The sequence below is a fragment of the Peribacillus simplex NBRC 15720 = DSM 1321 genome (assembly GCF_002243645.1).
In the GTDB taxonomy this organism is placed as follows: Bacteria; Bacillota; Bacilli; order Bacillales; family DSM-1321; genus Peribacillus; species Peribacillus simplex.
In genome coordinates this window covers 2,739,692-2,761,474 of sequence record NZ_CP017704.1, presented here as the reverse complement: position 1 = coordinate 2,761,474, position 21,783 = coordinate 2,739,692, and the positions used below count along the sequence as shown (strand labels likewise).

The window sequence follows — 21,783 nt, the reverse complement described above, 5'->3', positions numbered from 1 at the left end:
TCTCACATAAGGAGACGGATCATTCTAATTCAGCAAAGACCATTCGATCTTTCTCATTAATATCATTTACAACGGATACTTCTGCGGCAGGAAAGGTTCGCTTCAATAAATCAGCAACCGCCTTACCCTGTCCAGTGCCCACTTCAAAACCGATCAGCCCAGGCACCTTCATGATCAGAGGTAACTGCTCCATAAAGCGGCGGTAAAAATCCAGCCCATCGGTACCGGCAAATAATGCACGATGAGGTTCATGACCCGTGACGACTACCGACATGGATTTATGATCATCATCTGGTATATATGGCGGATTCGATAAAAGGATGTCCACCTTCTGGTTTATCTTTATGAAAGGCTGAAGCAAATCACCTTGCATGAACTGCACTTCGGCACCGAGTGATTCGGCATTTTTCCTCGCCACCTCAAGTGAAGGTTCCGCTATGTCCGTGGCCGTCACCAACAAGTTTGATTTTTCAAGCTTCATCGTTATGGCAATTGCGCCGCTGCCTGTCCCAATATCAGCTAAACGGAGCTTCTGTCCCTCCATAAAAATGGCCGGGAGTTTACGTAATGTATAATAAATTAATTCTTCTGTTTCAGGTCTCGGTATTAGCACTTCTTCATTCACAAAGAAGGTCCGTCCATAAAAATCTTCACTGCCGATTATATATTGGACGGGCGTTCCATCAGCATGCATTTCAATAGCCGCCTTAAATTGCCCAAAATCGGCTTCACTAAGCTCATCATGAAGGTTGGCCAGCATTTGTGAGCGAGTTTGTTTTAAAAAGTGCTGTAACAGGATTTCCCCAGCATTGGCATCACGATCATTTTCCTTTAAAAAAGAAGAAGCCCATTTCAGGGCTTCAAACACTTTCACGGCAGAATTACTCATCTGCATTTTCCAGCCTTGAAGATTGGTCTTCCATGATTAATGCATCAACGACTTCATCCAGTTTACCTTCCATGATTTGATCCAGCTTTTGAATCGTTAAACCAATACGGTGGTCGGTAACGCGGTTTTGCGGGAAGTTATAAGTTCGAATCCTTTCGGATCGGTCACCCGTTCCAACAGCAAGCTTCCTATTTTGATCATATTCCGCCTGTACTTCGCGATGGATTTTATCGTACACCCTGGCACGCAAAACCTTCATTGCCTTTTCTTTGTTCTTGATTTGTGATTTTTCATCTTGACAAGATACAACCGTATTAGTCGGAATATGAGTCAAGCGCACCGCTGACATTGTCGTATTGACACTTTGTCCTCCAGGACCGCTTGATGCAAAGGTATCGACACGAACATCCTTATCATGGATTTCAACTTCCACTTCCTCAGCCTCGGGTAAAACGGCAACCGTTGCTGTAGATGTATGAATCCGTCCGCCAGATTCAGTTTCAGGTACGCGCTGAACGCGATGTGCTCCATTTTCGAACTTCAATTTTGAATAAGCGCCATTTCCATTAATCATGAATATGATTTCCTTGTAGCCGCCAAGCCCTGTAGGACTTGCTTCAATGACTTCAGTCCGCCAACCCTGCACCTCGGCAAAACGGCTATACATTCGGTATAGACTACCTGCAAATAAGGCCGCCTCATCTCCGCCTGCCGCTCCGCGAATCTCCATGATTACGTTTTTATCATCGTTAGGGTCTTTCGGAATAAGCAATATTTTCAGTTTATCCTCAAAGCCTTGTATGGTCTCATCAAGTTCATTGATCTCTTCTTTTACCATTTCACGCATATCCGCATCAAGCTTCTCCTCCAGCATCGCCTTCGCTTCCTTGAGTTGCTCACGAACCGCTTTATATTCTTTATAAGTCGATGCGGTCTCTTGAATGCTGGATTGCTCCTTAGAATATTCCCTTAGCTTCTTAGAGTCATTAATGATCTCCGGGTCACTTAATAGTTCATTCAATCTTTCATATCTATCTTCTACTGCTTGCAATCGATCAAACAAATTATTCACCTCATAAATTTCCCAAAACATCTGAAACGAATTGGAAGTAATCCATCTTTTCTAACTATAAATAAGTAGTTCAGTGCCCCAGCTCAGTTCACTTCTAGGTTAATTATAGTATAGGTGAATAATCAACGTCAAAGAGGATTCAAAAATGTCGTTATTTCTTTAATTTTACATCTATATTATATTGAGGCACAGCCCTGTTTATAATGCCTTGTATTCGCTGCATTTCCTCATTTCTTTCTTTTTCCGTCTTGATTTTGCCTTTATCATGGACCGTAACATGTATGGTATTTCCATTAAACCAAACGGAGCCCGCCTCATAATTGGTTTCCGATTCAATGGCCCCTCGGATATCATCAATTTGCTGCCCCATGGATGGTGAATTATTGGATGTATGATGCGGTGTATTGAGGATTTGATCTGATGGCCGTTCCGCTTCATTGTCCCAATCATTATTGGATACACGTTTTAAACCATTGCCAACAAAATCCTTGCCATTCCGGGATTGATCCCCATATTCCGAATCATTATTTATCGCATTGTCATTTTGACCGCATGCCGTTAGTGCAGCAAGCAGTATGGCCGTCATAATAAGCAGTTTTGATTTCATATTTTTTCCCTCCATTTTGACTGGTTAAGAAGAACATTTCCTCGTTAGCCTACCCAAAATGGGGCAATATTTATCTTTTATTTCCCTTCCATGTATTGGTCATACCACTTGAATAACTCCAGCAGTTTTTCCACCCTTATTATAATTCCCAACCATTTCTTCATAAAAAAAGCACCCTACGATCTCATTGGATCATAGGGCACCATCATTCAAATATGTTCTTTAATCCCAACAGCCTGCTTACCCGGAACTTCGTGATGATGGCGGCAGCGGGGCTCGTATGATTCCGATGCACCCACAAGGATTATCGGCTCATCATAGGAGGCCGGCTCCCCATCTATCAAGCGCTGTGTCCTGCTCGCAGGTGATCCGCACACTTCACACACAGCCTGCAGCTTAGTCACCGATTCTGCAAGCGATAATAGAACAGGCATAGGACCGAATGGTTCACCTCTGAAATCTTGATCGAGTCCAGCCATAATCACTCGATAACCGCTGTCCGCAAGATGCTGGGCAACCCCGATAATTTCATGATCAAAAAATTGCACTTCATCTATTGCAATAATATCCAGGGGCTTGTCCAAATACTTAAAAATATCCGTTGAATGGGAAATCGGTTTTGCCATCACAGAAGAGCCATTGTGTGATACGACAGCCTCTTCCGCATAGCGATTATCAATAGCTGGTTTAAATACAGCTATTTGCTCTTTAGCAAATTGAGCACGGCTGACTCGTTTAATCAATTCCTCAGATTTACCCGAAAACATGCTTCCGCAAATAAGCTCGATCCAGCCTGTTTGTTTCATTACATACATGGAAACAGCTACTCCCTTCCACCTGTCGATCCCTTGGTCATAATTGAAGTCGACCCGGCTTTATATAAATTCTTACTTGTTTATGAAAAAGAAAAAACAGGCAAGAGAAATACTTGCCTGTTTTTTAAAAAGTCCGGCTTATTTAATACCGTATTTTTTGTTGAAACGATCAACACGTCCGCCAGCTTCAGCGAATTTTTGACGACCAGTATAGAATGGATGGCACTCTGAACAAGTCTCAACTTTGATCTCTTCTTTAACTGAACCAGTTTCAAAAGTGTTTCCGCAAGAGCAAATTACTTTTGAAAGCTTATAATTTGGATGAATTCCAGTTTTCATTCTTTTCAGCTCCTTATGCCCTGAATCATTCGAAACAGAGTTATATACTTCAAGTTGAGGGGAAAAACACCCTCACATTTATTGTAAAAACACATGAACTCATTATAACAACTTAAAACTAGTTGTGCAACTGTTTGTTTCTTACAGGGTTTAAGAACGTTTTACGCTCGCTGGACCCTTTTTCATTTCTGACATCTCTTCATCCAGCTTACTGAAAAATTCTTCATTACCTTTTGTCTGTTTAAGACGGCGAAGGAATTTCTCCGAGAAATCAGGTGAATCTGACATCGTTTTCCTAATCGCCCATAGTTTATCCAGGCGATCTTTCGGAATTAACAATTCTTCTTTACGAGTGCCTGAGCGACGAATATCGATGGCCGGGAAGATGCGTCTTTCGGCAAGGGCACGATCTAAATGCAGCTCCATATTGCCCGTACCTTTAAATTCTTCATAAATGACATCGTCCATTCTTGAACCCGTATCTACCAATGCTGTAGCAAGGATCGTCAAGCTGCCGCCTTCCTCGATATTCCTCGCAGCGCCGAAAAAGCGTTTTGGACGGTGGAATGCAGCAGGGTCAATACCCCCTGATAGTGTACGCCCGCTTGGCGGAATGACAAGGTTGTAAGCACGGGCAAGTCGAGTGATGCTGTCCATTAAAATGATAACATCCCGTTTATGTTCCACAAGGCGCATGGCTCGTTCTAACACCAACTCAGCCACCTTGATATGGTTTTCCGGCACTTCATCAAAAGTTGAACTTACCACGTCTCCTGCAACGGAACGTTCAATGTCTGTCACTTCTTCCGGGCGTTCATCGATCAACAGCACAATCAATTCCGATTCGGGATGGTTTGTGGTTATCGCATTGGCAATTTCTTTGATGAGCATCGTTTTACCGGCTTTTGGCGGTGCAACGATCAGACCACGCTGTCCAAAACCGACCGGAGCCAGAACATCCATAATCCTGGTTGATATATTCTTCGGTGTCGTTTCCAGTTTAATTTGCCTGTTTGGATACAGCGGTGTTAAACCTGGAAAGTGGACACGCTCTTTAGCTGATTCCGGATTATCGCCATTGACTGCTTCAACATGCAGCAATCCATAATAGCGCTCGTTTTCTTTTGGAGGCCTTACCTTACCGGACACTTTATCTCCATTTCGTAAATCGAATCTGCGGATCTGTGAAGCAGAAATATAAATATCCTCCGAGCTTGGAGAATAATTAATTGGACGCAGGAAACCAAAGCCCTCTGAAGGGATGATCTCTAAAACGCCCTCCATGAATAGGAGACCATCCTGCTCAGCTTGCGCTTTCAGGATAGCGAAAATAAGTTCCTTTTTTGAAAGTTTGCTGTAATAGGAAACTTTATATTCACGCGCGTGCTCATAGAGATCCTTTAGTTTCATGTTTTCTAAATTAGAAATAGTTAAATTCATTATGACACCACACTTTTATTAATTAAACGTTTTCACCCATACTGAAAAAGAAATGGTTTGTTAGATGGAAGAAAAACCGCAATCCATGTACCCGACCAGAGTTTTCTTAGAAAGGATGATACATTTTTACATGTAAAGAAGAAAATTATTTGAAGGCTTCTTGAAGTTTGGAGTGAAAGGGCAGATTTTAAATTATTAATAGTAGACCAAGCTTTATTTTACTTTTTTTATTTTAATTATTCAACTTAAATTTTTTAAAAGAGAAAGCGAGCGATGAAACCGCTCGCTTTTTAAAAGTGATTTTTCTAAAAAACGCTATCAGTCGATCAAACCATTCGGTTTAATTTTAAGACTGTGACGCCCATCGATGAATCGAACGGTTCCAGATTTAGCACGCATGACTACGGATTGTGTTTCGCCGTAATGCCCTTTAAATTGTACACCGCGTAAAAGTTCTCCATCAGTCACACCTGTTGCAGCAAAAATTGCGTCATCTCCGCGAACAAGATCTTCCATTCTGAGGACTTTTCCTAAATCAAGGCCCATTTTCCCACAGCGTTCCACTTCTTCATCACTATGAGGAACCAGCTTACCTTGAATTTCCCCTCCAAGGCATTTCAAAGCAACGGCTGCAATAACTCCCTCTGGAGCTCCGCCAGATCCGAATAAGATATCAACACCAGTAAGATCGAAAGCCGTATTTATGGCTCCTGCTACGTCTCCATCGTTGATCAACTTGATACGTGCCCCTGCCTCACGAAGTTCATGAATGATCTTCGAATGACGATCGCGGTTCAATACAGTAGCAACCACGTCTTGGATATCTTTATTTTTTGCCTTGGCTACCGCTTTCAGGTTGTCCAATACGGAAGCATTGATATCAATCTGACCAACAGCCTCGGGTCCAACGGCTATTTTATCCATATACATATCCGGGGCATGAAGCAAGTTCCCCTTATCGGCTATCGCCAATACAGCCAATGCATTCCAGCCGCCAGATGCAACGATGTTCGTACCTTCTAAAGGATCAACCGCAACATCCACTAGTGGCCCAAGACCTGTACCAAGTTTTTCGCCAATATAAAGCATTGGCGCTTCATCCATTTCCCCTTCACCGATTACAACCGTTCCTTGCATGGGAATAGTATTGAAAACATCCCGCATTGCAGTTGTTGCTGCATCATCTGCTTCGTCTTTCTTTCCTCTTCCCATCCAACGAGCTGAATTCAGTGCCGCCGCCTCTGTTACGCGGACAAGCTCCATCGATAAACTTCTTTCCATTTCCGGTTCCCCCTCATGTACACTAGCATGATTTATTTATATATTAGTATAACACATTATATCATATATAGTAACACAATGAGGTAACAAGAAAAGGGATCAGCTTTTAAGCTGCTCCACTTCTTCTTGGGTCATTTCTTCACGCCAAATCGTCGCTCCCAAACCTGAAAGTTTTTCAACAAGATGGCTATATCCGCGATCTATATGTTCAAGCCCGGTCACTTCTGTAATCCCTTCAGCCATTAAACCGGCAATTACCAGAGCTGCTCCGGCACGTAAATCGCTTGCCTTCACTTTTGCCCCATGAAGTTGGACAGGACCATCGACAATGCCTGCTCTGCCCTCGACTTTGATCTTCGCATTCATGCGTCGCAGTTCATCAATATGCTTAAATCGTGCCCCGTATATCGTATCGGTCACCATACTAGAACCGCTTGCTTTTGTTAAAAGGGAAGTGAAAGGTTGCTGAAGATCCGTTGGGAATCCAGGGTAAACCAACGTCTTGATATCAACGGATTTATAGTTTTCTCCCGGTGAGACAAATATCTGGTCATCACCCGCTTCAATATTAATCCCCATTTCCCTTAATTTGGCAGTCAATGACTCCAAATGCTGGGGAATGACATTATCGATCAGAATTCCTTCACCGACAGCAGCGGCTAAAATCATGAAAGTACCGGCTTCAATCCGATCCGGTATGATCGTATGCTTGCACCCATGCAAACTTTCCACACCATCAATACGAATGATATCCGTTCCAGCACCCTTTATTTTCGCTCCCATATTGGTCAACAATGTGGCAACATCGATGATTTCCGGTTCTTTCGCAGCGTTTTCAATCACAGTGCGGCCTTTGGCCAAAACGGCGGCAAGCATGATGTTGATCGTTGCCCCTACACTAACGACATCCAAATAGATGCGGGCTCCCCGTAGCTCGTCCGCCCTAAGGTAAATGGCTCCTTGTTCATTCGTCACTTGTGCGCCTAGTGCTTCGAAGCCCTTAATATGCTGATCTATCGGACGGGGTCCTAAATGGCAGCCTCCAGGCAAGCCGATCACTGCCTTTTTGAATTTACCAAGCATTGCCCCCATTAAATAATAAGAGGCACGTAACTTCTTGACCCTTCCATTAGGAAGAGGCATTGAAATCATCCTGCTAGGGTTGACTGTCATTTCTCCTTCATCAAAGGATACCTCACCGCCAATTTCCTCCATTAACTCTTTCAGCATCTGTACATCCGAGATATCAGGCAGGCCTTCAATCGTTACGGGAGAGTCCGCTAAAATTGTTGCTGGAATAAGGGCAACCGCACTATTTTTTGCTCCGCTGACACGAATGCTTCCCTTTAGAGGGTAGCCACCGGCAATTTTAAGTTTTTCCATAATAAACTCCCTTCCACGCTAAGCACTTAGAAGCTACTTTAAAAAGTAATATTTTACCACAAGGAAATTGCATAATCCGACAACATTTACTATCTAGTTCTTTAGTTTACACAAAAGTAGAAAATTCATGTAAAAAAAAGATAAAAATTTCTAATTTATGTTAATTTTATTAAAAAGGTGCAATCTATAGCGACTTAGCGGCAAGGCATTATGCTTCAGTGCGTGAATTCCAATCGTTCAAGAAAGCTTCAATCCCTTTATCCGTTAATGGGTGGTGGAATAATTGGATTAAAACTTTATAAGGGATCGTTGCAATATGTGCCCCTTTAAGAGCCGCTTCTGTAATATGCATCGGATGGCGGATGGAAGCTGCAATGATCTCAGCGTTGATATCATGGATCGCAAATATGTCAGCAATATCCGAAATTAAATCCAGACCATTTTGGCCGATGTCATCCAAGCGTCCTAAAAATGGCGATACATAAGTTGCTCCTGCCCTAGCTGCCAATAATGCTTGGTTGGCACTGAAAATAAGCGTGACATTTGTTTTGACACCTTGTTTTGTAAGTGCTGAAACAGCCTTCAAGCCGTCCGGAGTCATTGGCACTTTAATCGTGATATTAGGTGCAATCGCAACAAGTTCCTTGGCTTCAGCCATCATTCCTTCAAAATCAAGCGCAATGACTTCAGCAGAAACGGATTCCTTAACAAGACTTGTGATTTCTTTTAGCCGGTCATGGAAAGAAACTCCCTTTTCTCTTGCAACAAGGGACGGGTTAGTCGTAACACCTGCTAAAACGCCAAGTTCGTGGGCTTGTTTGATTTCTTCCATGTTTGCTGTATCTATAAAGAATTTCATAAAATATCCTCCGTATGTAATCGATTTTTTATTTCTCTATATGTCTCTGAATTCTAATTGTTCGAAAAATAGAGCCCGGATTCAGCCCTGCATCTAAAAGAAACCATTAGGGGGGACCCCCCCAATGGGAATATTACCTTTATCATCTTACATTTAATACGTTTGAAATTATGCTTTGCCGTTTGAACCGAATTCACGTATTTTGCCGATGACAGTTTCTTTAATAGCTTCACGGCCAGGAACCATGTATTTACGAGGATCGTACACTTCAGAATCGTTATTCAGAATTTCACGAACCGCTTTTGTGAACACAATTTGATTTTCCGTATTCACATTGATTTTTGATGTTCCAAGAGAAATCGCTTTTTGGATATCTTTTGTAGGGATGCCTGTACCGCCATGAAGAACAAGAGGTTTGTTCGTTAAATCCCGTACTTCTTCCATTTCTTTATAGCCTAGGTCAGGTTCACCTTTGTATGGTCCGTGAACGGATCCCAAAGCTGGAGCAAAACAGTCGACATTCGTTTCTTTAACTAACTGTTCACATTCTTGAGGGTCTGCATATACGACTCCATCAGCGATTACATCATCTTCTTGTCCGCCAACCGTGCCCACTTCCGCTTCAACCGAAACATTCCGTGCGTGAGCGAATTCGACAACCTTCTTGGTTGTTTCAATATTTTCTTCGATTGGATGATGTGAAGCATCGATCATTACTGAAGTGAATCCGGCTTCGATAGCTTCCTTACATTTATCAAAACTTGAACCATGGTCAAGGTGAATGGCCACAGGAACAGTGATTTTCATGTCTTCCAACAATCCTTGAACCATCATGACAGTCGTTTTAAAACCACCCATATGACGGGCAGCACCTTCGGAAACACCAAGGATAACTGGAGATTTTTCTTGTTCTGCAGCAGCTAGAATAGCTTGAGTCCATTCAAGGTTATTGATATTGAATTGACCTACCGCATATTTTTCCTCAAGGGCTTTATTCAGCATATCTTTCATAGAAACTAAAGGCATTTGATTTCCTCCTACTAGTGGGTGTTATAATTTTTAAAGTTATTTCTTTCTAGATATTCCCTAAAAACAACGTAGCATACGCTTATAAATCAGAATATCTCTCCTCTTTTAGCATATCAATACATCAAAAAAACAGCAACAATTACACTATAGCAAGCCTCAAATTTTATTCCAAAAAAACACGGCCCATCTAAAAAAAGATAGCCGCGGCAACTTCTCCGTCAATAATATTAAATTTTCAAGACCGTTAACTTGATTGAATCGGCAAGTATTCACGAACGGCTTTTCTAATATCATCAATATCAAACGGCTTTGCAAAATGTGTCATTGCCCCTAAATCCTTTGCTTCTTGAATCATATCAAGTTCACCATATGCCGTCATGATTATGACCCGGATGTCCGGATCGACGACTTTCATCCTTTTCAAGATCTCAATGCCATCCATTCCCGGAATCTTCATATCCAGCAATACAAGATCAGGTGAATGATTATTTAGCACTTCCAAGGCTTGAATGCCATTAGCGGCTTGAAATGTTTCATACCCTTCTTTATGTAAAACCTCATTCAATAAAATACGAATCCCGAATTGATCATCAACAATCAATATTTTCCCTGGCATTTTATCACCTCTCCCCTTCCCGATTCATCAATTTAAATATATTGGCCTATTCGGCCATATTACCCGAAAAAGGGTAGTTACATAGATTGCGTTAAATTACTTGTGGTCCAACGCATTTAATCCATTCATGAATTCTATGTTCATATTCGATAATTGTAACAAAATTCCTGCTGTATGGCTAAAAGGAATTTTAATTTTTTTGTTTTTTCGACCGATTTAGTAAATTCAGCACTTTGGATCAAAAACCCTGAAACCTGTCAATGCAAAGGAAAGTCATTTATACTAAGTATATTATTTTTAAAGGAGTCCCTAATCATGTTAAAAATTTTCTCGACACAGATAAGCGGTTTATTTAAAAAAATGATTGAAAATGAAGCCTTTGAAATGGAAGATGCCGGACGCTTGCTGGCTCAGGCTGCGGTTGGGGATGGTTCCGTTTTCATTCATGGTTTTGGTGAAATGCAAGGCGTCACTGCCGAGGCTTTGGACGGGGCAGAACCCTTTCCTAAGGCAAAAAGATATGAATTAGGAGAAACTATTTCCAGGGAAGATCGATTTCTTATATTCAGCCGCCATTCGGATGATTCAGAAGCGGTGTTGCTGGCAAAACAACTCAAGGAAAAAGATATCCCATTTGTTGCGGTTTCTACATCCGTCGCTTCTGAAGAAGATTCTCTTTTGGAGTTGGCTGACGTTCATATTGATTTACGTATCCAACGGGGGTTGATTCCCGATGAAACCGGAAATCGATATGGGTTCCCTACCCTCATTGCCGCTCTTTTCGCTTATTATGGGATTAAATTCACTCTTGAAGAAATCATAAAAGAATATGAAGATGAAGAATGATAAATTCATCTAAACCTTCAAATCCTCAGGTATGATTAGTAAATGTTATAACAAAGTTGATTGGAGAGGAAGGTGCGGAAAAGCGCATCTTGAAGACCCCGCAGGCTCAAGCCGAGGAGGCTCCATGACCTCCCGCGGAAAGCGAGTGCCTGGAATGAAAATCAACGTCCAAATTGTACAAGCCATAAAAAAACTGTAGGCAAACTCGATTTTCATCGAGTTTGCCTACAGTCTGAAACAGCCCCATGGGCTGTTTTTTTGTTTATTAAAGATTTTTGCCGCGCTTTAATGACATTCCGACAAAGTCACGGAATAGCGGTTGTGGACGGTTAGGACGTGACGTGAATTCCGGATGGAATTGAGAAGCCACAAACCAAGGATGATCTTTCAGTTCAACGATTTCAACTAGACGACCATCTGGACTTGTACCAGAGAACACGAATCCTGCCTCTTCCATAGCCTGACGGTAGTGGTTATTGAATTCATAACGGTGACGGTGACGTTCATAAACAACCTCGTCATTATACGCTTCGTATGCTTTAGTTCCTTCGATAAGCTTACATGGATACAGACCAAGACGCAGTGTACCGCCCAAATCTTCTACATCCTTCTGCTCAGGAAGAAGATCGATGATTGGATCTGGAGTATTTTCATTAATTTCTGCTGAATGTGCTTCTGGCAATCCCAAGACGTTGCGTGCATACTCAATGGATGCCAACTGCATGCCTAAGCAAATTCCGAAGAATGGTGTTTTGGTCGTGCGGGCAAATTCGGTCGCTGCAATTTTCCCTTCGATTCCACGATCTCCAAAACCGCCAGGGACAAGGATTCCATCTGCACCTTGAAGAAGTTCAGCAACATTTTCTTTTGTTACATCTTCGGAATTCACCCAGTCGATTTCAACATCTGCATCAAATGCGTAACCTGCATGCTTAAGTGCTTCCACTACAGAAAGATAAGCATCTTGCAATTCAACATATTTTCCGACTAAGGCGATTTTCGTTTTCTTTGATAAAGAAGTAACCTTTTTAACTAGTTCCTTCCAATCTTCCATATCCGCTTCGCCACAGTCCAATTGCAAGTGATCACAAACGATTTGGTCCATATTTTGTGCTTGAAGCGCAAGAGGGATGGAGTAAAGTGTATCCGCATCAAGACATTCGATAACAGAATTTTTATCGATATCGCAGAATAAAGCGATTTTATCCTTCATATCTTGTGAAATCGGACTTTCTGTACGGGCAACGATGATATTTGGCTGAATACCAAGACTGCGTAATTCTTTTACACTATGCTGTGTCGGTTTTGTTTTCATTTCACCAGCAGCTTTGATGTAAGGAACCAGTGTACAGTGGATATACATAACATTATTGATGCCGATATCACTCTTGATTTGGCGAATCGCTTCAAGGAATGGAAGAGACTCAATATCCCCTACAGTACCGCCAATTTCAGTGATGACTATATCGGCATTCGTTTCATTACCTGAACGGAAAACCCGTTCTTTAATTTCATTCGTGATATGGGGAATGACTTGAACCGTTCCACCTAGATAATCGCCACGGCGTTCTTTTCTCAGGACGGTTGAATAAATTCTGCCTGTAGTCACATTGCTGTGTTTACCAAGGTTGATATCAATGAAACGCTCATAGTGCCCCAAATCCAAATCCGTTTCAGCACCATCATCCGTTACAAACACTTCACCATGTTGATATGGACTCATCGTACCAGGATCCAAGTTGATATAAGGGTCAAACTTCTGGATCGTAACATTCAATCCCCTATTTTTTAATAATCTACCTAAAGAAGCGGCCGTTATCCCTTTTCCCAAGGAAGAAACTACTCCACCTGTCACAAAAATATATTTTGTCATCTTATATCCTCCTATAGAATGTTTTCTTCCAATTCTTTTCTTCACATCATTAAATCGGAACCTGAATCAAATCTTCCGCCACATGAGCGGTTAAAAGCTAAAAGCCGTAAACCAGTACAAACCATTAATCACTTAAAGGTCTTTAGTGAGAGTCATGCAGGATACATGAACAAGAATAAATTTCCTTAAATGACAGTAAACATAAATAGGTTCTCTATAGTTTTTACAATTCTACGAGAAATCATTTTTAAAAATAAAAAAATGATGTCATTTATTCATTCCATCATTAAAAACAAAAACGCTCCGCTTACAATAAAAGTAAGGGAGCGATATAATTTAATCATTGTGTCCTTTTTTAAGGAGCCCAAAAATGATTCTACAAATTTCGCCTCAAAAAGTCAAGGGCGATTATTTATTTCTCATCCTCTTTATCCAAGTCATCCAAATCATCTTCGTCTTCATCCTCATCATCTTCCAGGACAAATGCATCATCTTCGATTATTTCTTCTTCCAGATCGTCGTCATCATCCACGTCATCATCCAAAAGCACTTCATCGATGACTGGAGAACCTAGAATATCATCATCGTCATCATCGTCATCCTCGTCCAGATCATCGATATCTTCTTCAAAGTCAAGGTCTTCGTCTTCAAGTTCATCGAAATCGTCGATAACGACAGCAGCCTTTTTGGCTTTCTTTTTCTTTTTAGGTTTTACAACATGTACGACTTCTTCTTCGATTTGGTCAACCGGGTACCATGTTTTCAATCCCCAGCGGTTGTCCCCAAGTGAAGTGAAGCGGCCATCCACATTTAAATCCGTATAGAATTGTGCAATTTTCTTTTCCACTTCCGCTTTAGATAAATGGTGCAGCGAAGCTAATTCACTTATTAAGTCTTTAAATGGAATCGGTTCATTTCTTTCCACTAACAAATCATATGCCATCTCTATTAAGGACATTTCCAATAATTGCTCTTTTGAGTATTGTTTTAAACTCAAATTCCGCACTTCCCTTCTCTATTCAAACACTAAATTCCGTGTTTTTTCACATAAAAAAATAATCTAAAACAGTAGTTCGATAAAATAACGACAATTCCTGCTAGACATATACTCCATTATAAACAATCTAAATGGGTTTATGCTAGTTCTATATGATACTTTCACAGATTTACCTTATTGTCTATCATTCACAGGAAACACTAAAAGATAAAATCATTCCTTTTTCTTTTTGGATTTCTGACGGTAGGCTGCCGTAAAAAAGACAACAGTCAGGATAAAAAAAGAAATGGCTCCCAGTTGATGCTCATACAGCTCAAATAAAAAAATGATGGCAAGAATGTAACCTATGATTAATCCAATCATTTTCAGGTTCATTTTCTCAACTCCAATAGGGCTGATTCTTCATTTTTACCCCTTTTCCAAATAATTATAAGGTAAAATCTTCATTTTGTTAAAAAAGACGGAAATTATTTAAAAAAGAGGCCCCTAAACGTTCGGAGCCCCCTTCTTAGTTTACATATTTCTTCGATATTGACCGCCTACATCATATAGCGCCCTCGTTATCTGACCCAGACTGGCCACTCTCACGCAGTTCATGAGTTCAGCAAAGATATTTTCCCCATTCATGGCTGCCAATTTCAGTTTAGTTAGCGCCTCATCCGTGAACGCCTCATTTCTTTCCTGGAATGCCCGGAGATTTATGATTTGCCCTTCCTTTTCTTCCTTTGTTGCACGGGCAATTTCCATGCTGTTCACTGCTTCTTCGGAAGGAGGGTTTGGGTTCAAATAGGTATTGACACCAATGATCGGCAATTCTCCCGTATGCTTTTTCATTTCGTAATGCATCGATTCATCCTGGATTTTCCCGCGCTGATACTGCGTCTCCATTGCCCCCAGCACACCGCCTCGATCATTGATGCGATCGAACTCTTGCAGTACGGCCTCTTCAACCAGATCCGTCAATTCCTCTACGATGAAGGCACCTTGCATCGGATTTTCATTTTTTGAGAGACCATGCTCCTTTGTAATGATCATTTGTATGGCCATTGCCCGGCGCACGGATTCTTCAGTAGGGGTCGTGATGGCTTCATCATACGCATTAGTATGCAGGGAGTTACAGTTGTCCTGTAGTGCCATTAATGCCTGAAGTGTCGTTCTGATATCATTAAAATCAATTTCTTGCGCATGAAGGGAGCGCCCAGAAGTCTGTATATGGTATTTGAGCTTCTGGCTACGGTCATTCGCACCATATTTATCCCGCATGACTGTCGCCCAAATCCTTCTTGCCACCCTCCCGATAACCGTATATTCCGGGTCGAGCCCATTTGAGAAGAAGAACGACAAATTCGGGGCAAAGTCATCAATATTCATTCCGCGACTTAAATAATATTCGATGTAAGTAAAGCCATTAGCTAATGTAAAAGCCAGCTGTGAAATGGGGTTGGCACCCGCTTCTGCAATGTGATAGCCAGAAATGGATACAGAGTAGTAGTTCCTGACTTTCCGATCAATGAAATATGCTTGAATGTCCCCCATTAACCTTAAAGCAAATTCCGTAGAGAAGATGCATGTATTCTGACCTTGGTCCTCTTTCAGAATATCCGCTTGAACAGTTCCGCGTACCGTTTGAAGGGTAAAAGCCTGCACTTCTTCAGCCTCGGCATCCGTAAGGGGACGGCCTAACTCTTCTTCTTTCCGTTGAATCTGCTGATCGACTGCAGTATTCATATACATGGCCAAAATGATTGGTGCCGGTCCATTGATGGTCATTGATACAGAGGTTGAGGGGTGGCAAAGGTCAAAGCCTGCATACAGCTTTTTCATGTCATCCAACGTACAGATGCTGACTCCGCTTTCCCCTACCTTTCCATAGATATCAGGCCGGTGATCAGGGTCCTCGCCATATAAAGTTACAGAATCGAAAGCCGTACTTAGCCGTTTAGCATTATCATCCTTTGATAAATAATGGAAACGCCTGTTGGTTCGGTCGGGCGATCCTTCACCGGCAAATTGCCGCTTCGGGTCTTCCCCTTCACGCTTGAATGGAAAGACTCCCGCTGTGTAAGGAAAGAATCCCGGAACGTTCTCACGGAATACCCATCCTAAGATCTCTCCATAATCCACATATTTAGGCAGTGATACTCTCGGAATCATTAAACCTGATAAACTTTTAGTTTTCAGCTTTGTGACGATTTCTTTATCCCTGACTTTCGTTACAAACTGCTCCCCTGCATACTTTTCTTTTAAATCCATCCACCCAGAAAGGATTTTTTTAGATTCAGGTGATAAATTCGAAGCGGTTTCCTTTTTCAGTTTTTCTAAAGAAGCCACCATATCGTCGTTGTTATCATTTTCCTTTATTGCATCAATTGCTCCTTCAAGTTGGAAAAGCCTCCGGGCAATACGTACTTGTTCAGCCGCACGCTTATGATACGATCTGACCGTATCACTGATTTCACGTAGATAATACCGACGGTCAGTAGGAATGATGACATTTTGCTTGTAAACATCCGCTTCTTTCGAAAAGGACGTACTCCATCCCGTCCCTGATTTTTCATTAAGCTTTTCAATCAGTGCAGCGAATAATGCATTGGTGCCTGGGTCATTGAATTGGGAAGCGATTGTACCATATACTGGCATTTCAGATGGATCTTGGTCAAAAAGTGTACGGCTTCTTTGGTATTGCTTTTGAACTTGGTTTTTTGCATCCTCGGAGCCTTTGCGCTCGTATTTGTTAATGACTATCAAGTCTGCATAATCAATCATATCGATTTTTTCAAGTTGCGAAGGAGCACCAAATTCACTCGTCATTACATACATGGATACATCGCATATCTCAGCAATTTCTGCATCCCCCTGACCAATTCCGCTCGTTTCGACGATGATTAAATCGAAGCCAGCTGCCTTCACGACTGAAATGGCATCTTTTATTGCCAAAGACAACTCACTTTTTGAATGGCGCGTGGCTAGGCTCCGCATATAAACACGCTCAGAAAAGATCGAGTTCATTCGGATCCTGTCACCAAGCAGGGCACCGCCCGTTTTCTGTTTGGTCGGGTCTACAGATAGAATGGCGACTTTCTCGTCTGGAATTTCGTTAATGAACCTTCGTATCAATTCATCAGTCAATGAACTTTTTCCAGCGCCACCGGTCCCTGTAATTCCCAGAACAGGAACTTTCTTTTCGGAAGTCTTGATCTGCTCAAAAAGACTCTCCACCGCGGCCGCTGTTTCCTGTGAAGCATCCAGTCTATTTTCGGCAAAGGTAATAAATTGGGCAATGGCATTTGTCCCCCCTGCAACCAGTTCATCAAAGCGCTCCTGTAAAGATGGTTTGACAGTCGAGAAATCACACTCCTCCATCAATACATTTATCATGCCCTGAAGCCCATATTCCCGCCCTTCATCAGGGGAGAAGATACGGGCAATCCCATAATCATGGAGTTCCTTGATTTCCCTCGGAATGATGACCCCGCCACCGCCGGCAAAAATCCGAATGTGCTCGGCTCCCTTTTCCTTCAACAGGTCATACATATATTTGAAATATTCCACATGTCCGCCTTGATAGGATGACATCGCTATGCCTTGGACATCTTCCTGGATGGCCGCATTCACGATCTCTTCCACCGAGCGATTATGTCCCAGGTGAATAACTTCCGCGCCGCTGGACTGAAGGATCCTCCGCATGATGTTGATAGATGCATCATGTCCATCAAATAAACTCGAAGCTGTCACGAATCTGATATGGTTTTTCGGTTTATACACCTCAACTGTACCCATTGAGCTCCTCCTTATTGAAACGAATTTATTTCAGTGTTTTTCTGAAGCGAGATATTATGAATCAATAATTGCGTCTGCAGTTCAACATATTCTTGAAGCGTATACTCTTTATGCAATGCCCACCTTCTAAAACTCCACATCTGTCCCTGAACGAAAATATTATGAGAAACAAGGCTTATTTGTTTTGCCGTCAACAGGAGCTCCCCATTCTCAACACATTTCGTTATCACCTTTTCAAACATGCCGACCATCCGAAGTTCTTTATTCAATACATAAGGTAAAGCATCTTTCGTCAGTGCTTTCACCTCTTGATACATGACCAGCACTTCGTCTTGCATATCATCCATCACTTTATAAAAATAGGCGATCGTAAGCTTCAAGCTTTCAAGTGTCCCATCGCTCTGATCTATTTCTTTCTGAAGCTTTTCCTGGACTTCATCGTAGATAAAGTCACAGACGAGGTATAATATATCTTCCTTGGTTCGGATATACTCGTATAGCGTGCCAATACTAAAGCCAGCCGCTTTGGCTATTTCCCGGGTTGTCGTACGGTGAAATCCCTTTTCCTTAAAAAGGGTCACCGCCCCTTTAATCATTTGTGTACGCCTTTTTTCTACCAACCGCTCATCCTTCACCGACGCAAGAACTTCTCTTTTTTCCATTTTCAAACTCCTTTTTGAATCCCATCATTTTATTTCCAAAGAAATTGAAAAGGGTATTCCGGCAAGGGTGGGTGCCTCATCGGAAAACCTCAATTTCAATCCTATTTAGTAATCATCCGTGAGATGACCAGCTTTTGAATTTCCTGCGTACCTTCGTAGATTTGGGTGATTTTCGCATCACGCATATACCGTTCTACAGGATAATCCTTTGTATATCCATAGCCTCCAAAGACCTGCACGGCTTCTGTCGTCACTTTCATGGCTGTATCTCCAGCAAAAAGTTTGGACATTGCCGACTCTTTTCCATATGGAAGGCCCACAGATTCCAACCATGCAGCCTGATAGGTTAATAGTCTAGATGCTTCGACACCGGTTGCCATATCCGCCAATTTAAAACCGATTCCTTGCTGTGCAGAAATTGGCTTGCCAAATTGGACGCGCTCTTTTGCATAATCCACCGCGGCATCCAATGCACCTTGGGCGATCCCAACAGCCTGGGCGGCAATTCCGTTACGTCCGCCATCAAGTGTCATCATCGCTATTTTAAAGCCCTCTCCTTCTTTACCAAGGAGATTTTCTTTAGGCACTCGGCATTCATCAAAAATGATTTCCGTGGTCGGTGATGAACGGATCCCCAGCTTCTTCTCTTTTTTGCCGACACTAAAACCCGGGAAATCTTTTTCAATGATAAAGGCACTCGTTCCTTTTTGTTTCGATTCAGGGTCAGTCAATGCAAAGACAACATAGGTATCAGCAATCCCGCCGTTCGTAATGAAGATTTTTGAACCGCTGATAATATATTCATCACCTACAAGCTTTGCAGTCGTTCTCATACCGCCTGCGTCTGAGCCTGAGCTAGGTTCGGTCAGGCCGTATGCACCGATTTTTTCACCCTGTGCCATCGGGCGAAGGTATTTTTGTTTTTGTTCTTCAGATCCAAATTTATATATCGGCCATCCTGCAAGTGAAGTATGGGCTGATAAAGTCACTCCAGTAGAAGCGCATACGCGGGAAAGTTCCTCAATCGCAATACAATACGCCAAGTAGTCGCTTCCAATTCCGCCGTATTCCTCCGGCCACGGAATCCCAGTCAATCCAAGTTCAGCCATTTTGTCAAAAATTTCACGGTCAAATCGTTCTTCTTCATCCCTCTCGGCAGCTGTAGGAGCCACTTCATTCTGGGCAAAGTTCCGCACCATTTTCCTGATCATTTCATGTTCTTCCGTTAGTTTAAATTGCATGACTATGCCCCCCAAATTTTTCGTAATTATAGATTCTTACTGATGACCATTCTCTGTATTTCGCTGGTACCCTCATAAATTTCAGTTACCTTTGCATCCCTGAAATAGCGTTCGACCGGATATTCCATCGTATATCCATAGCCTCCGAACACTTGGACTGCTTCTATCGCCACATCAACAGCCGTCCTCGAAGCGAATAACTTAGCCATTGCCGCCTCTTTACCGCACTTCAATCCCTGTGAGCGTAAAAACGCCGCGCGATACACGAGTAACCTTGAAGCTTCTATACTCGTTGCCATTTCAGCAAGCTTGAAACCAATCCCCTGTTGTGCTGCAATAGGTTTGCCAAATTGAACTCTGTCTTTTGCATATTGAACAGCATGTTCCATGGCGCCTTCTGCAATTCCCAGAGCTTGAGCAGCAATGCCTATCCTTCCAGCATCCAAGTTGGCCATTGCGATCTTAAAGCCTTCACCTTCTTTGCCTAAGAGATTGGCATCAGGCACTTTCATATCCTCGAACGTCACCTGTACAGTGCTCGATCCATGAAGACCCATTTTACGTTCATCTTTACCGATGATTAAGCCTGGCGTCCCTTTTTCTACGATAAAAGCAGAGATTCCCTTGCTTCCCTTCTGAGGGTCGGTTGAAGCAAAAACAATAAACACATCCGCTTCCCCACCATTGGTGATAAAAACCTTGGACCCATTTATTCGATATTCTCCGCCTTCCTTTACTGCCACTGCCTTCGATTTCAAACTCGCAGCATCGGAACCTGAGCTTTGCTCAGTCAAGCAAAAGGCGCCTAAATATTTACCAGCGGCTAACTTAGGCACATACTTTCGCTTCTGCTCTTCCGTTCCAAAATAAACGATTGGATTTGTTCCAACAGAAGTATGAACGGACAGTATGACACCAAGAGTTGGACTTACTTTGGAAATCTCATTGATGGCGATGATATAAGACATGAAGTCCATACCCGCTCCACCGTATTCTTCTGAAATCGGGATTCCCATCAAACCAAGCTCACCCATTTTTTGCAGAATCGTTTTTGGAAACACGCCTGTTTCCATTGCCTCGATATGAGGGGTAATCTCATTCTCCGCAAAAGCGCTTACCATTTTCCGCATCATTTCCTGTTCTTCTGTAAACCTGAAATCCATCCTTCATTCCTCCCTAGCTGCACATCTTTCTATGATTAGTTATATTCGTAAAAGCCCCGTCCTGACTTCTTGCCTAGCCATCCAGCTTTTACATATTTCCTTAACAGGGGACACGGTCGGTATTTATCGTCTCCCAACCCTTGATGAAGGGTTTCCATTATGTATAAGCATGTGTCGAGCCCAATGAAGTCAGCTAGCGTAAGCGGGCCCATCGGATGGTTCATTCCTAGCTTCATCACATCATCAATCGCCTCTTTAGTGGCAACGCCCTCATAAAGGGTATAAATGGCCTCATTGATCATCGGCATCAAAATCCGATTCGCTACAAAACCCGGGAAATCATTGACTTCCACCGGTACCTTGTTCAAGGTTTCGGCCATATTTTCAACCTTTTTATACACTTCATCCGCTGTAGCGAGTCCGCGGATGATCTCAACGAGCTTCATGACTGGCACTGGGTTCATAAAATGCATGCCAATTACCTTATCCGGTCTTTTTGTAGCAGCTGCTATCTCTGTAATCGGAAGTGAAGAAGTATTGGATGCAAGAATTACATGTTGTGGCGTGATTTCATCCAACTCTGCGAAAATTTTTGTTTTTATCTCCATATTTTCCACAGCCGCTTCAATCACTAAATCTACCGCAGCCGCATTTTTCAAACCCGTCGATGAAGTCAACCGGGAAAGGATTGAATCTTTCTCCTCGGATTCCATTTTCCCTTTTTCAACTTGCCGGGAAAGGTTCTTGGTAATTGTCCCTAACCCCTTTTCTACATATTCATCTTTTAAATCGTGTAAAAGAACCTCATAACCGCTCATTGCGCAAACCTGGGCAATGCCAGAACCCATCTGTCCCGCGCCAATGACCATCACTTTTTGAATGCTCATGAAA

General features: G+C 42.3%; 20 protein-coding genes. 1 reads left to right on the top strand and 19 read right to left on the bottom strand.

The window, feature by feature from the left end; all coding sequences use genetic code 11:
* Positions 1-19: 19 nt before the first annotated feature.
* The 11 genes from prmC to BS1321_RS13145 all read right to left on the bottom strand — a co-directional run bounded on the left by prmC (position 20) and on the right by BS1321_RS13145 (position 10,330).
* Positions 20-889: a peptide chain release factor N(5)-glutamine methyltransferase gene (gene prmC / locus BS1321_RS13195; RefSeq protein WP_269467093.1), complete on the bottom strand. Its 870-nt coding sequence runs from the start codon at positions 887-889 to the stop codon at positions 20-22.
* Positions 882-1,952 (bottom strand): peptide chain release factor 1, encoded by a 1,071-nt coding sequence (gene prfA / locus BS1321_RS13190; protein ID WP_063234165.1) that lies wholly within the window; start codon positions 1,950-1,952, stop codon positions 882-884. Before prfA ends, prmC begins: the two co-directional genes overlap by 8 nt.
* A 160-nt stretch (positions 1,953-2,112) precedes the next feature.
* A complete protein-coding gene (locus BS1321_RS13185) occupies positions 2,113-2,568 on the bottom strand; it encodes a hypothetical protein (protein ID WP_063234166.1) in 456 nt (151 codons plus the stop codon).
* Positions 2,569-2,777: 209 nt separating this feature from the next.
* A complete protein-coding gene (locus tag BS1321_RS13180; RefSeq protein ID WP_063234167.1) occupies positions 2,778-3,383 on the bottom strand; it encodes a thymidine kinase in 606 nt (201 codons plus the stop codon).
* A gap of 138 nt (positions 3,384-3,521) precedes the next feature.
* Entirely contained in the window at positions 3,522-3,722 is a 201-nt protein-coding gene (rpmE, locus tag BS1321_RS13175) for a 50S ribosomal protein L31 (RefSeq protein WP_034315847.1), read from the bottom strand.
* A 150-nt stretch (positions 3,723-3,872) separates the two neighbouring features.
* A complete protein-coding gene (gene rho, locus BS1321_RS13170; RefSeq protein ID WP_063234168.1) occupies positions 3,873-5,162 on the bottom strand; it encodes a transcription termination factor Rho in 1,290 nt (429 codons plus the stop codon).
* A 318-nt stretch (positions 5,163-5,480) separates the two neighbouring features.
* A complete protein-coding gene (glpX, locus tag BS1321_RS13165; protein WP_063234169.1) occupies positions 5,481-6,443 on the bottom strand; it encodes a class II fructose-bisphosphatase in 963 nt (320 codons plus the stop codon).
* 99 nt (positions 6,444-6,542) lie between these two features.
* Positions 6,543-7,826: a UDP-N-acetylglucosamine 1-carboxyvinyltransferase gene (locus tag BS1321_RS13160; RefSeq protein ID WP_063234170.1), complete on the bottom strand. Its 1,284-nt coding sequence runs from the start codon at positions 7,824-7,826 to the stop codon at positions 6,543-6,545.
* Between the two features lie 208 nt (positions 7,827-8,034).
* Complete coding sequence (gene fsa / locus BS1321_RS13155; protein WP_063234171.1) at positions 8,035-8,685, bottom strand: fructose-6-phosphate aldolase; 651 nt, start codon at positions 8,683-8,685, stop codon at positions 8,035-8,037.
* A 168-nt stretch (positions 8,686-8,853) separates the two neighbouring features.
* Positions 8,854-9,711 (bottom strand): class II fructose-bisphosphate aldolase, encoded by an 858-nt coding sequence (locus BS1321_RS13150; protein WP_063234172.1) that lies wholly within the window; start codon positions 9,709-9,711, stop codon positions 8,854-8,856.
* Between the two features lie 247 nt (positions 9,712-9,958).
* Positions 9,959-10,330, bottom strand: a complete 372-nt coding sequence (locus tag BS1321_RS13145; protein ID WP_034315860.1) for a response regulator — start codon at positions 10,328-10,330, stop codon at positions 9,959-9,961.
* Between the two features lie 315 nt (positions 10,331-10,645).
* Between BS1321_RS13145 and BS1321_RS13140 the strand changes: the two genes are divergently transcribed.
* A complete protein-coding gene (locus tag BS1321_RS13140; RefSeq protein WP_063234173.1) occupies positions 10,646-11,176 on the top strand; it encodes a DUF2529 domain-containing protein in 531 nt (176 codons plus the stop codon).
* A gap of 265 nt (positions 11,177-11,441) precedes the next feature.
* On the opposite strand, the gene BS1321_RS13135 is transcribed toward BS1321_RS13140, so the two are convergent.
* The 8 genes from BS1321_RS13135 to BS1321_RS13105 all read right to left on the bottom strand — a co-directional run bounded on the left by BS1321_RS13135 (position 11,442) and on the right by BS1321_RS13105 (position 21,779).
* Positions 11,442-13,049: a CTP synthase gene (locus BS1321_RS13135; protein ID WP_063234174.1), complete on the bottom strand. Its 1,608-nt coding sequence runs from the start codon at positions 13,047-13,049 to the stop codon at positions 11,442-11,444.
* Between the two features lie 412 nt (positions 13,050-13,461).
* Positions 13,462-14,046, bottom strand: coding sequence for a DNA-directed RNA polymerase subunit delta (gene rpoE, locus BS1321_RS13130; protein ID WP_063234175.1), 585 nt, complete (start codon positions 14,044-14,046; stop codon positions 13,462-13,464).
* A gap of 213 nt (positions 14,047-14,259) precedes the next feature.
* A complete protein-coding gene (locus BS1321_RS27500) occupies positions 14,260-14,421 on the bottom strand; it encodes a hypothetical protein (protein ID WP_155726484.1) in 162 nt (53 codons plus the stop codon).
* 138 nt (positions 14,422-14,559) lie between these two features.
* Positions 14,560-17,826, bottom strand: coding sequence for a fused isobutyryl-CoA mutase/GTPase IcmF (gene icmF, locus BS1321_RS13125; RefSeq protein WP_063234176.1), 3,267 nt, complete (start codon positions 17,824-17,826; stop codon positions 14,560-14,562).
* Positions 17,827-17,837: 11 nt separating this feature from the next.
* Positions 17,838-18,488: a TetR/AcrR family transcriptional regulator gene (locus tag BS1321_RS13120; RefSeq protein ID WP_063234177.1), complete on the bottom strand. Its 651-nt coding sequence runs from the start codon at positions 18,486-18,488 to the stop codon at positions 17,838-17,840.
* Positions 18,489-18,589: 101 nt separating this feature from the next.
* Positions 18,590-19,729, bottom strand: a complete 1,140-nt coding sequence (locus BS1321_RS13115) for an acyl-CoA dehydrogenase (RefSeq protein ID WP_063234178.1) — start codon at positions 19,727-19,729, stop codon at positions 18,590-18,592.
* A 26-nt stretch (positions 19,730-19,755) separates the two neighbouring features.
* Positions 19,756-20,892, bottom strand: coding sequence for an acyl-CoA dehydrogenase (locus BS1321_RS13110; protein ID WP_063234179.1), 1,137 nt, complete (start codon positions 20,890-20,892; stop codon positions 19,756-19,758).
* Between the two features lie 35 nt (positions 20,893-20,927).
* Entirely contained in the window at positions 20,928-21,779 is an 852-nt protein-coding gene (locus BS1321_RS13105; protein ID WP_063234180.1) for a 3-hydroxybutyryl-CoA dehydrogenase, read from the bottom strand.
* Between the last annotated feature and the right edge of the window lie 4 nt (positions 21,780-21,783).

What these genes read in the sequence shown, in the direction of transcription:
- prmC (WP_269467093.1), bottom strand. Translation starts at nt 889, where the DNA reads ATGAGTAATTCTGCCGTGAAAGTGTTTGAAGCCCTGAAATGGGCTTCT.
- BS1321_RS13185 (WP_063234166.1), bottom strand. Translation starts at nt 2,568, where the DNA reads ATGAAATCAAAACTGCTTATTATGACGGCCATACTGCTTGCTGCACTA.
- BS1321_RS13180 (WP_063234167.1), bottom strand. Translation starts at nt 3,383, where the DNA reads ATGTATGTAATGAAACAAACAGGCTGGATCGAGCTTATTTGCGGAAGC.
- rpmE (WP_034315847.1), bottom strand. Translation starts at nt 3,722, where the DNA reads ATGAAAACTGGAATTCATCCAAATTATAAGCTTTCAAAAGTAATTTGC.
- rho (WP_063234168.1), bottom strand. Translation starts at nt 5,162, where the DNA reads ATGAATTTAACTATTTCTAATTTAGAAAACATGAAACTAAAGGATCTC.
- glpX (WP_063234169.1), bottom strand. Translation starts at nt 6,443, where the DNA reads ATGGAAAGAAGTTTATCGATGGAGCTTGTCCGCGTAACAGAGGCGGCG.
- BS1321_RS13160 (WP_063234170.1), bottom strand. Translation starts at nt 7,826, where the DNA reads ATGGAAAAACTTAAAATTGCCGGTGGCTACCCTCTAAAGGGAAGCATT.
- fsa (WP_063234171.1), bottom strand. Translation starts at nt 8,685, where the DNA reads ATGAAATTCTTTATAGATACAGCAAACATGGAAGAAATCAAACAAGCC.
- BS1321_RS13150 (WP_063234172.1), bottom strand. Translation starts at nt 9,711, where the DNA reads ATGCCTTTAGTTTCTATGAAAGATATGCTGAATAAAGCCCTTGAGGAA.
- BS1321_RS13145 (WP_034315860.1), bottom strand. Translation starts at nt 10,330, where the DNA reads ATGCCAGGGAAAATATTGATTGTTGATGATCAATTCGGGATTCGTATT.
- BS1321_RS13140 (WP_063234173.1), top strand. Translation starts at nt 10,646, where the DNA reads ATGTTAAAAATTTTCTCGACACAGATAAGCGGTTTATTTAAAAAAATG.
- BS1321_RS13135 (WP_063234174.1), bottom strand. Translation starts at nt 13,049, where the DNA reads ATGACAAAATATATTTTTGTGACAGGTGGAGTAGTTTCTTCCTTGGGA.
- BS1321_RS27500 (WP_155726484.1), bottom strand. Translation starts at nt 14,421, where the DNA reads ATGAACCTGAAAATGATTGGATTAATCATAGGTTACATTCTTGCCATC.
- icmF (WP_063234176.1), bottom strand. Translation starts at nt 17,826, where the DNA reads ATGGGTACAGTTGAGGTGTATAAACCGAAAAACCATATCAGATTCGTG.
- BS1321_RS13120 (WP_063234177.1), bottom strand. Translation starts at nt 18,488, where the DNA reads ATGGAAAAAAGAGAAGTTCTTGCGTCGGTGAAGGATGAGCGGTTGGTA.
- BS1321_RS13115 (WP_063234178.1), bottom strand. Translation starts at nt 19,729, where the DNA reads ATGCAATTTAAACTAACGGAAGAACATGAAATGATCAGGAAAATGGTG.
- BS1321_RS13110 (WP_063234179.1), bottom strand. Translation starts at nt 20,892, where the DNA reads ATGGATTTCAGGTTTACAGAAGAACAGGAAATGATGCGGAAAATGGTA.
- BS1321_RS13105 (WP_063234180.1), bottom strand. Translation starts at nt 21,779, where the DNA reads ATGAGCATTCAAAAAGTGATGGTCATTGGCGCGGGACAGATGGGTTCT.